This is a genomic window from Chitinophaga eiseniae, from assembly GCF_900167135.1.
Lineage (GTDB): Bacteria > Bacteroidota > Bacteroidia > Chitinophagales > Chitinophagaceae > Chitinophaga > Chitinophaga eiseniae.
On the sequence record NZ_FUWZ01000006.1, the window covers coordinates 461,039 to 475,147 of the forward strand.

At 52.4% G+C, this 14,109-nt stretch carries 6 protein-coding genes; all 6 read left to right on the top strand.

All coding sequences use genetic code 11. The features are described 5' to 3' along the window. The first annotated feature begins 12 nt into the window (after positions 1 to 12). From B5D63_RS30935 to B5D63_RS30960, 6 genes are read left to right on the top strand one after another with little or no spacing between them, the layout of a single operon-like run. Positions 13 to 4,314, top strand: a complete 4,302-nt coding sequence (locus tag B5D63_RS30935) for a DUF6603 domain-containing protein (protein ID WP_078672743.1) — start codon at positions 13 to 15, stop codon at positions 4,312 to 4,314. Positions 4,315 to 4,316: 2 nt separating this feature from the next. Beyond that, positions 4,317 to 6,605: a hypothetical protein gene (locus B5D63_RS30940; protein WP_078672744.1), complete on the top strand. Its 2,289-nt coding sequence runs from the start codon at positions 4,317 to 4,319 to the stop codon at positions 6,603 to 6,605. A 10-nt stretch (positions 6,606 to 6,615) separates the two neighbouring features. Then, on the top strand, positions 6,616 to 10,401 hold the full coding sequence (locus B5D63_RS30945; RefSeq protein ID WP_078672745.1) for a hypothetical protein: 3,786 nt from the start codon (positions 6,616 to 6,618) through the stop codon (positions 10,399 to 10,401). Between the two features lie 16 nt (positions 10,402 to 10,417). Further along, a complete protein-coding gene (locus B5D63_RS30950) occupies positions 10,418 to 11,989 on the top strand; it encodes a hypothetical protein (RefSeq protein WP_078672746.1) in 1,572 nt (523 codons plus the stop codon). Positions 11,990 to 12,020: 31 nt separating this feature from the next. Beyond that, positions 12,021 to 12,968: a hypothetical protein gene (locus B5D63_RS30955; protein ID WP_078672747.1), complete on the top strand. Its 948-nt coding sequence runs from the start codon at positions 12,021 to 12,023 to the stop codon at positions 12,966 to 12,968. Between the two features lie 27 nt (positions 12,969 to 12,995). Beyond that, entirely contained in the window at positions 12,996 to 14,102 is a 1,107-nt protein-coding gene (locus B5D63_RS30960) for a hypothetical protein (RefSeq protein ID WP_143313211.1), read from the top strand. Positions 14,103 to 14,109 lie beyond the last annotated feature (7 nt).

Below are 14,109 nucleotides of genomic sequence, written 5' to 3' on the forward strand. Positions count from 1 at the left end.
AAATAACCAACAATGGATATCTCTGAACTGATCAGCAAACTCAGGGCAGACGCTTCAGCCTCCCGGAAAGTGGTGCTGGACACCGCCTACCTCAGTGATGCACAGGTAGCCACCATACAGGGCGTACTGGGCATGCCTCCTACCCAATACATTACGATCAAAAACCTCGGCTCCGGCGACATCCCCGACGTTCAAAACAATTCGGTCACCATTACTGCCGGGCAGGCGGACCTGTTAAACCAGAGCAGTCTTCCGGTAAAGGAGTTGATTTTCACCGTGGACGCAGCACAGACGATAGACTTTGTCCTGAACCTGGCGTTACCTTCCTCCTGGCAATGGACCAGCTCCTTTCCCGATCTCAGCCTGCCGCCATTTACCCTGCTTCCCGTATCGGACGGCTTCTTCATTTACACCACCACGCCACAAAACACCTTTCAGGTCAACACCAATACGAGTATTTCATTATCAGCAGGCCTCAATTTCTCCTGCGTCACCGACGTTGGTAAAATACCCAAACTGGCAGTTATACTCGGCTCCGTACCCTCCGGCAATCTGCCGCTGAGCGGAACGGTCGATTTTAAAAGCAATACCACCGCCTATCCCGTTATGACGTTGCTGGTACCGCTCCTCTCCCAGCTTTCACTGACAGATAAATTTAAACTGGCCAACCTTCAGCTGAAAGTTGCCATTACAGATCCTGACGGGGCAGCGCAGGACATTGTCACAGGAATATGGGCCACAGACCCAATGTTCAACCTGTTGTTTCTGCTGGACAATACCTCGTCGTTGACGACGGAGGTGGACTGTACACCGCTCAGCAACGCCGGCACCACCTTGACCCAGCTGAATTCCTGCAGCATCGCCCAGGCGCTGATAGGCGCTTCCTGGCATTTTGAAAATTTTGTGCCCGCAGTACTTAGCGGCGCATTTGCCAGCATCACCTTTGACGCGATCCTACTGCTTTCTTTTTCCGGCGGGTTCAACGTACCGGGTTTAACTTTCAGGGTATATTCGGACAGCAGCCTGGAACTGGGTTTATTTACACTCAGCAGCTTCCAGCTCAACTTCACCCTGGATAATCCCGGCGGCCAGGCAGCCGCCTATGTGCATATGCTGATAGCGGCTAAAATTCCGTTGCAGACGTTTAAGGGCAACTTCATCGGCACCATAGACATCAGCACCGGCGATAACACCAACACAGGCAGCACCTGGGAGATTAATACGATCACCGCCACTTACCCGGACACCATCTCCTTCACCGACCTGATAAAGGAGCTGGATGCGAAAGTTACCTTTCCGCAGGAACTGGCGGAGCTTATTTTCTCCGACTTTTCACTGGAGATAGACCCAGGGGGAAATTCGTATATGTGTTCCTGTTATGGCACCCTGGACATGCATTTGTTCGATGTGATGCTCAGTACACAATTCTCCCTGTTGATTACATACGATGGCAGCACCACCTATGAGCTAAAGGCAGACACCATCATCGGCAATACCTTCCTGAACGCAGATATTCAGCTGAACAACACTGAAGTCGTATTCAAGGGTTCAGCCAAAGACATTCCGCTTACTGACCTGCTGGTCAGTATTTTTTCCGATATCAATATCGATCTGACCATACTGCCTGAAATTACCCTTTCAGCGATCTCGATTCAATATAACACCCCTTCGGCAAATACGCTGACCATCACCGGCTCGCTCGATTACAATGGCACCACGGGAGATTTCCAGCTCGTTGGCCAGAATACAGAAAACCAGTGGCAATTTGTAGCCATGGCCGGTTTCGACCTTCAACCACCATTTGATATCGGCGCACATATTCCACTGGTAGGCGGTAAGCTGACGGGAGACCTGACCTTAAAAAAAGGTTACCTGATCATCACCTCCAAAGCACCGCAGGGTATTACATTTACAGGCCTGCCCCCTAATATTCCTCCAGGTATTTCTTTTTATTTCGATCTGGAGCTGAGAGGAAAAGACACACCGGTCACCCTTCCGGTGCTCGGCTACTCTACCAATTTTAAGGCGGTCATGGACCGTTTTTATCTCGCTACCAGTGAAACGGATATCAGTTCCGGCAATACCGCCTATACCATCCAGATCGGGAAAAACCTCGGGCCTCTGTATGTTGACTCCCTCTCCTTAGCCTACAAGGACCAGGTCATCTATTGTAATATCAATGCCATGATGAAGATCGGGCCGTTTGATGCGGCGCTGGACGGACTGGGCATTGGCACTTCTCTTAGTGCATTTAGCCCTTCGTTTAGCCTGAATGGTCTCAGCTTCGATTTCACCACGGCGTCTTTTAGCATTGATGGGGCGCTTATCCGCATACCGGACGATCAGCTCGCACAGGGCGTTTCCCTTCAATTCGACGGAGCGCTGATCGTCAAAATACAACAGCTGGGGCTTTCTGCACTGGGCTCCTACGCACAGCTGAGCGATGGAGAAGCCTCTTTTTTCATCTTCCTGGACGCCGATTTCCCACCGGGAGGCCCGCCTTTCTTTATGGTCTCCGGGTTAATGGGAGGATTTGGCTTTAACAGAACGTTGTCGCTGCCAACCTTCGACGAAGTACAGAACTTTCCGTTGCTGGCCCTCGATGCGCCGCCAACGGGCAGTAAGAAGGATGTAGCCATGCATACGCTGCAGGTACTGGAAGGACAGATACCGGGAACGGACAAAACGAAGCGGCAGTGGGCCAGTCCACACAGCGGCGACTATTGGATGGCGCTGGGCGTTGCATTCAATTCATTTGAGATCATTAACGGAAAACTGCTGCTGACAGCGGAACTAGGCCGGGAAACACAGTTCTCCCTGCTGGGCCTCTCCTGGATGGCCTTACCACAAAAAGCGGTGGAGGGAGACAGGTTGGTATTCGTGGAGCTGCAAATGGCCGCAGTATTAAAGCCGGAAGACGGCACGTTGCAGATCGGGGCCAGTCTCACCAGCAATTCATTCGTGTTGAGCAAAGACTGTCATCTTACCGGCGGCTTTGCCTTCGACCTGTGGTTTGGAGATAACCCCAACGCCGGCCAGTTTGTATTGACAGCGGGCGGCTATCACCCTGCCTTCAAGCCTCCTGACTACTACCCCGAAGTAGCCCGGCTGGGATTCAACTGGCAGGTATCGGGCGATGTGTCTATCAAAGGCACTTCCTACTTTGCCTTTACACCATCCTGTGCGATGGCCGGCGGACGCCTGCAGGTACAGTTCCAGTCAGGCCCTCTCCGTGCCTGGTTCGACGCAGGAGCCAATTTTCTCGTTACCTGGCATCCATTGACATTTACGGCCAGTATATGGGAAGAAATTGGCGTGTCGCTTACCGTAAAGGTGTGGTTTATTCACAAAACGCTCAGCGCCAGCGTGGGAGCCGCAGTGGACATGTGGGGACCGCCGATCGGTGGTATTGTAAGGGTGCATGTCGTGTTTGTCACCTTTAAAATCAGAATCGGATCTGACAGCGCCCAGGATAGCAACAAACAAGTGCTGGCCTGGGATGACTTCAAACAAATGCTGCCGCAGCCTGAAGACCGCTGTACGATCATCGCCAACGACGGGTTAACGAACATACTGGAAAAAGATACGGCTACAGGTGACATTGTCTATAACGGCGACACGCCCAAACACCCCACTACCAAAGTATGGTTCCTGCGGTCAGGCAGGTTGCAGTTTACCACCAAAAGCATGATCCCCGCTACCAGTCTCACTTATGGCAATAGCAGCGAACAGCAGGTAAACGGCGCCTCCAATATCAATATCCGCCCAATGAACATCACTACGGCTACCGCCGTCCATAATCTGCGTATCACACAAAACAGCGCTGGCGGCAACCCTATCAGTATTGACGGCTGGACGTTCACCGCCAACTACGGGAATGTAGCCGCCACGCTATGGGGACAGCCCACCATAGAAAAAGGGCAATTTGTACAGGCGCCATCCACTCCCTCCGCCGATACGGTGGACAATCAACTCACCGGTTATACCGTAGAAGCGCCGGCCCCTAAGCCAGGTTACTCCTTCGGTATCGTTCAGATGCGGTTGCTTCTGAATGAATACATCTGCCAGACGGACAACCCGCAAAATCCACTCAGTAAATCGCATGCTTACAACAACGACTATACGCCGTCCACCAGCAGCACCACACTGGCTGACATCAGCACCATCGGGACTACGCTGACCGCTGCCAGGAATGCATTGTTCGCCGAACTGCAGCAGGACAATCTCTACACCGGCAGCAATGACAGTATGCAACAGATGGGCGCTACCGCCAATGGCTTATTCGTTGACATTCCAATGGAACAATCCAACTGATTATGAAAAACCTAAACAGCCTGACAGACGATATCCCCGTGGGAGACATTAAGTTGATCGACAACTACCTTCCCTCCATCGATGCCGGTAACTACTACATTACCGTCCGGCAACCAGTGTATAATGACCACCAGCAGCTGGATACAGATGGCGTGGATACCGTGCAGGAATTCACCGTAACAGCGCCACAGTACTTTATTGATAAAGCGCAGGTGGTTAGCATGTACCCCGTTCCCGGCAGCAGCGGCAAATACAGTGAAGTGCTTCCCAACATTGTCCTGAAAGACGCGGGACTTCCCTGGGAAAGGGCGATGGACAAACCTACTACGCCCTGGCTGGCGCTCATGGTATTCCAGGAAACAGAGCTCAATGAAGGGGACGATACCGGTGATAAATCCACCACTACCACTGTAGCTGCATTTCAGCAGGGACAAAGCGGCGTATTAATGCCCAAAATTACCCGTGAAGATGATATTGACCCGAAAAGCAGCTGTAAAACGATCAGCATGTCTGCCGCTGTTTTCCAGGCTATCGCGCCGGGACTCGACGAGCTTCCCTATCTCTCTCATATCCGCAGGATCAATACCGACAACTGCGCCATCGGGGGTATCAATGAGCATGGTCTCTTCTCCGTAGTGGCCGCCAACCGTTTCTGCCTGTCGCCCGCAGGGCAACAAACACAGCTAAAGAACATCGTGCACCTGGTGTCACTGGAGGGCATGGAGGAATACCTTCACCCAAAGGTTGATCTCAGCAGCTATTCAAGTGTAGTGCTGCTAAGCCTGGCCAGCTGGACGTTTCAGTCCCAGGCCGACGGCTATAGCTTCCGTATGCTGGCGGAGAACCTGGTCGCCCGGGAAAAAAGCGGCAACAACGTAGACCCGTCACTGTTATGGTTACGGCTCCCTGTGCCGACGGATACCAATACGAACGTGAATACGGTGGTACGCCAGCGGGTCGCTGATGGTTACCTTCCACTCCCCTGGCAAACCCGCAGCGGCGAAAGTACTTTTGCCTGGTACCGCGGGCCGCTGACGCCATTGCTGCCGACTCCCTCCAACACCCATTACCCAACAGCAGATGCCGCGCTGATATTTGATAAAACACACGGCATATTTGACGTTACACTGGCTGCTGCCTGGGAAACCGGCAGGGAGATAGCACTGGCTGATGCAGCGTTCCTGCGTAAAGTAACGGATTTCCGGCAGCAGCTGAACCTGATTGCCGACAAACTGATGCACCGTGCTACCTCTCCGCATTTCGCGTCACAGGCAATAGCAGATACTGACCCCTATTCCACTGTACAGGAAAGGCTAAAATCACTGTTAACGCCTCAACTGATAAAGGATATGGGCGATACAGCCACAAAGTTGCCCGGCACACGTACAACAGTGACGAGGACAAAAAAAGCGGCCCCCGACCCTCAGCAACAGCTGAGCAATTTCCTCGGACGCAAAGACGTGCAGGAGCGCCTGCAGCAGCTTGCAGCGGATATTTCAGGAGCGTTGTCCGACTGGATGGCCAAAGTAAAACTCCTTTATCCTATTCCATTCAGAAAACTGATCGCCGACGAGCGGTTGCTCCCCAACGAGTCACTGCGTTTTTTTTATGTAGACCTCAACTGGCTGAATGCTGCGATCGACGGGGCCATGAGCTTCGGTATCACTTCCAGCAAAAACCAGCTGCTGCACGATATCGTAATGCCGGAAATCAGAGCGGCGGCCCGGCAGAAAGCAGGCAGGATACGATCGCAGCTAACAGGAAAACAAATTGCGGACACCCAGCCAGCGGACGTCATGAGCGGCTTTCTGCTGAGGTCGGACATGGTAAAGGCATGGCCCACCCTGGTCATCCGCGCCCGGGATGCAAACGATAACTCCCTTAATATTATCCGGACAGATCACCTCGCGCCAAACCTGTTGTTATGCATTTTCAACGGGGTGCCCAACAACGTTACCCTCAGCGAACCTGCAGAAACGCTCTGCTTTGGCGTGGATGACGAAGGATACGCCGTTATCAGAAATACCGTATCCGGAGATACCGCCCTGGGACAGCAGCTGGGCACCGTACGGGTCCGCGACCTGTCCGGGAAACAACAATACTGTATGCGGAGCCCGGAAAGCCATGTGCTGAACATCGCACCGGAAGATGCTAACGGCCTCGTACAAACGCTGCAGCGCTCGATGACCAGTTTAAAAACACCGCCGCCCAACGGGCAGCTAACCGCCGGTACCCTGGCGCTTCAGATGATGAAGTCAGCCGAAGCGGTAGTGTTCCAAAGTCAACCTTAAAATCAATCGTATGAATGCCCCCGTTATCGTTCCCATGGAACTGGATGTGCTGCTCGCCAACACCGCCCTGATGGACAGGGACCAGTTCAGACTATGGTATTACAGTTATGCTTCCATGAGAAGTAAAACCTGGTCAGCAGCTGAACCGCCGGCCTTTACCGATAGCCATACTATGCCAGGCACAGGAGCCTACCTGCACTGGACCTTGCCACGGTCGCTACGTGTAGGCCAGTCCGGTAGTACCAGCGATTTTCCGCTGATTCCAAACCGCTGGCTTATTGTACGGATACACCGGGACGTCAATGGAAACAATGTACAACAAACATGGATACTGGAGGCCGATTGTCCCAGCCCCGGCAATGATCCCAACAACTGCTATTTTATTGTCAACGATACCGTAAAAAACAACTGGGCCAGCAGCAGCGATACCAACAGAAACAGTGCGTTCCTTGTCCCTTTTGACCAGGGGGATAATTCCGATACACAGTCTTATTATCTCAACATAGGCAACACTGTTGATTTATCCGCATGGAAAGAAGCGTATCCGGAAAACATGTTCATCACAGCACTGGGGCCGGGCAATGCAGATTTCAGCGGGTACATAGGGTTTAACCTGGGTGTATTGTCTTTCTATGACAGTCTCGCAGGCGTACCGGATACGACCTCGCTCAGCTATATGGTTACCGGTTGGTATGCCGACGCCAATAGCGACATCCTCGTCACCGGCAACACGGGATTTACAGGCGAAGCGACGGCAGATGCGGTATTGACTGCATTAAACTGGCAACTGGCGCAGGGGCAAAGCGCCGGTGACAGCAACATCACGTTGTACAGCGGCATGTCGTTCAATCTTCCCTGGAATGCTACCGCCCAACAACCACCGGACAATGACGAACTGCAAAAGCTACGTAGCTCCAAACATATGTCCGTTTGCGTTGCCAACACCGGGCTGGAAGCGTTCAGCACGCTGGTGGCCACACAACTGGAAAACACCCCGGGGTACACCAACTCGCACAATACCCTTGAAATGTTACGTGCCTTTCAGTTCGACCTGTTACCCGAACTCAATAACGCAAACGGTACCCAGCTGGTAGACGAGAAAATACAGCAGGCATGGTTCAATGCCCATTTCGGTGGCAACCGCTGGAAGATTGTCCCAGCCAGTGAAAATCGGCAGGCTACGGGCTATCAGATTCCCGCCAGCGATGCCGCCTGGCTGCAACAACTCAACCAGGACCAGCAGGCCCTCGATGATGCGCTCACGCAGCTTGTCAGCCTGCAGTGGGACCTGAACGCCGTGTGGTGGAAATATCATTCCGTTCAACGTTCTTTTTACGATGCCACCAAAAACTGGCCGAACGTATCCGCCGATCAGCTGGAGCCCTATCTCGACCCGGGTAACCCGACAAGTTCGCTGGGACTGGTGCTGGCACAACTGAAAATTGTCAACGACCTGCTTCCCAGGGTGCCGCAGCCCCAACAAGGGATTGCCAATCAACAGGATGCTTTACAGGCGGGCATTACCGCTTTCGCCCAAAGTAAACAGATCAGCGCCGGCTATGTGTTAAAAGCCGTAGCACAGCCCCGGTACTGGCTACCCAACAACCCCAACATCGTTATTTCCGGGGTATCCCCCGATACGCTTGGCAACCCGGAAACAGCCCTGCAGGTAAGGCTCCCTTCACAACTGATACAGTCCTTTACCGTAGACTATCAGCAAATCAATGCTTCAACACTGGGAAGCATCATCCCGGCATTAGCGAATACGCAACAGTTACCGGCCAATGTACAGGATCTCTATACGGAGTTTTTTCTGCTCGATCCTGCCAACGCGGCGCAGATTGCACAAAAAACAGGCTTGTCGTCAGACGACGTTTATAATGCCATGAAAGCCCATCAATCTACCTCTTATACCACGGGCGTTCTGCCGGCATTGGACCTGAGCGAATGGCAGCAGCAATGGAGTCCTTTGTTTGTGGAATGGCAACTGACGCATACCCCTGTCCCTTTTTCGTGGCAAAACACTCCCAACTGGACCTTCGATGGTAGCGATTATCAAATGATCGCTTCTCCGCAGGGACAGGGAACACCGTACATTATTTCGGGGAAGGCCACCCTGAGCACCCATACCCAAATGACTTTCGGCGCACGCCTTAAAGCCTTTGCCCAGCAATATAATGACGGTGATCTCGACGATCTGTGGAAAGAAATTAACGATACAGACCAGTGGCTGTTCCTCTCCCAGGAGCTGGCAGACACCAACGATTACCTGACCCAGCGTGATAAAAGGCTATTCCGCAAGCCTGGCCACGCCACGTTTACCTATCAAAACCAACAGCTGACGTATTCCAAGATCATGGGATATCCTGATGATACCCATGTATATCCTTTCGATACGCCATCCTTTGCCCAGGGACGGGTGAATGCTCTTCCCGCCATTAATAAAAACGGGGCCAGCGAGTTTCCTTTTCACCAGGTAAGAGGCGGTGAATTTTATTTCACGCAGCTGATCATATATGATAAGTTCGGCAGGATACTGGAGCTGGTGCAGCCTACCGACGGTGGTGTATTTGATGCAGACAGTTTTCCACTGATGGTAGATACCGCGTTTGCTGTAGAACATAAACTGTCTGCCGGCATCAATGCGCCGTTCCAGGTGCCTCCGCGGGTACTGCAGCCAAGCCGGTTAAATATGTTACTGGCAGACTACCGCGACAAAAGCAATATACTGGGCGTCACTTCCGACGTGAACCCTATATGCGGATGGGTGGTCGTCAACCATGTCGACAAATCACTCCTCCTGTTTTTCCCTGACGGCAGCAACGCCGGTGAAATACTGCTGCTGGCCGATGTGAACGGGATGCATATCCAGTGGACGCCTCCTCCCAACAACAACCTGGCGTCCCTGGCGGACGTGGGTAGCCGGTCAAAACAGCTGGGCGCCTTTGCAACAGCACTGACAGCGAAAACGCCCACCACATTCAATGCCTTTCTGAAAGCCATTGACAGCACCTTATGGACCGTAGATCCCCTGGGCAAACGCACCCACCAGGACCTGTCGCTGTTCATCGGCCGTCCGCTGGCACTGGTGGCCCTCACATTGCAACTGAAACTGAACGGACAGCCATTAAAAAGTGAGGACTGGCCTTTTCCCCTCAAAGATATACCGCCAGACCCCCATATTTCCCCACTGGGCGCCTGTGTTTTTGATGTGCGCTTGGGCGACCAGGCTTCCAGGGAAGACGGCGTGATAGGCTACTTTGAGGGAGAAAACTATGACCGGTTCAACTGTGTGGTAACACCGGACAGCTCGGACAACTATCTGCAGCAGATAGGGCCGCTGGACAGTGATAATGGGAATTATATTCAGCTGTCGTTTGACAACGCCGACCCGGTCTACCTCACCGTATTGGCCGACCCACGGGCATCCATACACGCCTTTACCGGCATATTGCCGGTGAAAGAAGTGAAACTACCGGAAGAATTTGTAGACAAGCCATTATCTTCACTGGACATCACTTTCAGGGCGGGGCCTGTATTGTCTGCCGTTCAACCCTCGGACAGTATGGCGGGACAACCGGTACATGCCGACGCGCTCACCTATCTGCCAGTGAGCGCCAAATTTGGTATCTGGAGCTGGTGGCAAAGTACAGTCCATGACCCCGGAACTTCATCGGCCGGTTTCTCCTGGCAGGGGTATACCCTCACCAAAGCTACCACCACGGCTAACTTCGACAGATATACGTCCAGCCTGCACGACGGATACCTGCAATTTATCACCGATCAGGATTCTTAATAAAAAGTATATCACTATGCAAACCGACACCAAACCCAAGCTGATACTCAAGTATGATGTCAGCACCACACCACCCACCCTCGTGCCCGGCCAAAGCGGACAGGTAGCCATCACCGTGGAGGACAGTCCCGACTACTGCGACACTATCATACTTCAAATACCATGCGGGGACGATCCCGCCGACATATTTGCAACCCCGCCACCGGAACCGGCGCTGAACATCTCCAATAACTACTGGAACACCGGAGATCCCAAGCCCATACATACCGAAACCGGCCCTCATTACTATCAATGGACCCTTAACAATAAAGTGCAGCATTACAAGGTGATCCAAACCACTTTTACCTTCACCGGCAATGTCAACTCCAAGGGCGGACAGGCTCAGATTATCATCGACGAAGATTCCGGCACCAACCCGGCGGACCTTGAAGAGAGAGAAGGTTACCGCTATGTGACCAAAAGCGATAAGCCGCTGTTTTTTCTGCGAAACCTGCTGGCCATCGACTACCTGGCTTCCGGATTTCCCTGCAGCGCATTCAAGCTGGGATACCGTATTGAAATAGCCTGGGAAAGCAATGGCCACTCTTATGAGCTGTATCAGAGCGGCATCAGCGCCCCCATATACCGCGGTAAAGACACCAATTACACGCTCGAAAACGGTATTACCGATACCACCACTTTTTGTTGCGTCGCCATTAACGCCAATGGAGACAAGCTGTTTGAATGCCTTACGCTGACGGTGACCAACCCGGCGATCACCGCACAAACGGTAACTTCCGCCAATCAGGAAGAAATAGACGGAGATATGACCACCCACCAGGCTACATGTAATACCCTGAGCCTAAGCCTCAACCCGACAGTTATGGCAGCGCCCTCTCCCCATGTCAACAACCTGGTTGATAACTCTTCTATCTTTAATCTGAGCGGTAATTTCGAGGTGGATGGGGATGTCACCTTCACCGGGGCCCTTACCTGCAACAGCATCAACACCGACAATCTTACTATACAGGACTCCCTGACATTTAACGGGCAGCAGGAATCTCTGTTCGGTCAACCGGTGCTGGTGGCCACCGGCATTAATGTTGGTTATGGTATTATACCGGCAGTGTCGGATGGTTATGCTGTCGTTACGGTATCCGGACCGCTGCTACCCCTTGTTGAATCTGCCGCTTATGCCGCGCTTGGCATCTCCGGTGTACTGGACTGGATCTATACCTACGGAGGGAATTCAGGTTTACAATACCTGTCAGAGACGGATGGGTACCTGATGCTACCTATCAGCAAAGGCAGCTACTGGATGTACCAGGGAGCCAACATCATTGCTACCGCACCGATAAGTATCATCAATGTATACTGGTTCCCGGTAGGCAAGGCCGGCAGCGAACAAAGCGTAGGTTTTAAAACGCCTCCGCCTTCGCTTGAAGATATCCGTGACGATAAGACAAATCCCCGTGCACACTTTGAGCGGTATCTGGCGGCCAAAAGAAAACGGCGCAGTGAGGTGATCACGTCCGTGGAAACGATGCTGGAAACAACATTCGACACAGCTGTGAAGGAAGAAATGGTTGAGCAGCTGATGAAACTCTGACTTTATCAATTAAGATTCAAAATTATTTTTTATGGATAATGCTATCGCCAAAGGACAAGCGGACCAGGCCCCTTTATCCCTGGCCAGCTTCATTTCTTATCCCTATCAAAACTTTCAGGGAGTGCCGGTTACACAGTTTACGGCAGGCAGTCCCTTTAGTGTCAGATGGGACAGTAACGGCACTAACTTTAGTTTATATGTCAATGGTAATTCCCAGCCGTTGTACACAGGAAACGCTACTTCCACCGACCTGCCACGAGGGCTGCAAGCCAATACTACGCTGATACTGGAAGCCGACAACGGTGAAGACAAGCGTTATGCCTTTCTGACCGTTATCATCAGTAACCCGGTATTGACACCGGATACCATCTGGCACGACACCGGGACGATGACCAACGCGGGCACCTTGGACGTAAAAGGAAGCCTGTATAATACCACCCTGACTTTTGGCAGCGAAGGTGTGCTGAACCTGGGCGACAATTCGTCTTTCCAGGGTTTAACGGTGAGCCAGAACGCCAATATCAGTGGCGCCACGTCCGCAAACAACCTGCAGCGTCCTCCCAACAGCAATATCAACGACCTCACCATTACCAATAATCTGAATGCGGACGGCATTACCATCGCTATGATCGGCGGAGGGCATCTCCTCAGGTTTGGCAGCGCTTTCGATACCGTGGAGGTAACGGCTAAGACAGATGGTTTCGCCATCATTACCATAAATCCCAAGGACTGCGACACCAACGTATGGTCCAGCTGTACTATCACATATGGCTTTCAGCAGTATACCGTCAACGGTATGGTACTGGAAGAAGACAGTACGGCAGACATCCCCCAGTCCGGATACTGTTGTATTCCCATCCGGAACGGTGACAGCTGGAGCTGCAGCGGGACCACCAGCGGAGGCGACAGAATGCCGATGATCTCCGTTTTCTGGGTCCCTCTTGGCGGTGGTAGCGATTCGTATACTACGTCAGGATGAAATTAATTACCACATAAATCAATTACCATGTCTTCTCCATCCATGCATGATCTTACGCCCGGATTCACCATATCCTATCTTCTGATGAGCCAGAACGGCCATCCATCGACGACTGTCGAAGCCGGCAGCGCCATCGACTTCTCCTGGGAAAGCACCGGCGATTATTTCCTGCTATATGAAGGTAACAATACCACGCCCATCTATCAGGGCAATGGTAAAAACACCACCATAAAACAGGGACCGTCGGTGGACACCACTTTTACCCTGGAGGCCCAATCCAGCGGCAGTAAACTATACAAGGCCGTTACCACCATCATCACCAATCCTTCCTTAACGCCCAGCAGTATGACCGTCACTGATAACCACACCGATAATAGTGACCTGATCGTTGTTGGCAATTCCACCTTCAATCAATTGGCCGTAAAAGGCAAGGTTGCGTTTCCTGACCCCGACAATCCTGACTTCCAGATCAGCGGGTACCTGCAGACCAACTGCGCCATTAATGTGTCGGGCAATACGATTGTCAAAGGGACGCTCAATGCCGGCAGCGCCAGCACACAGGATATCACGGTAACCAGCAGCCTGACGGCACTTCAGGCCGCTGTGAACCTGTTCAGTGACAGTGTCTCTGTTTACAATGACAACAAGGCCGTTACCCAGACATTCACCGCTAAATGCGACGGCTATCTGATGGCGTACGTGCTGCCAGACTTCAACGTATGGAGTAAGATAACGCTGACCCTGGGCCAATATGCTTTCACGGTGTCCGGCGGCCATATCATGAACGCCTATGGCAAGGATGTCACTTCCAACTCGCTGCTGCTGCCCGTCGCCAAGGGCTCCTCCGTCACCTACACCACCGCTTATAAGCCCTCCCAACCCCTCGCGTTTACCGTACTGTGGTATCCTATCGGCAAAAGCACATCCGGGGAGGCAACGTTTGAAGTCAGGGACACATTGCCGGAGGAGTTGAAAACACCAGCGCCGGACGAGGCTACGATGCAGGCGGCGAGAGATGCCGCCCGGAAAGAAACAGCCGATTCCTTTATTCAACACCTTGAACGGGCCGCCAACAAACCGATAGATGAAGGCATGAAGCAGTTACTGATGGAAAAGTTACTGGCACTGCGGTAAGTAAAAC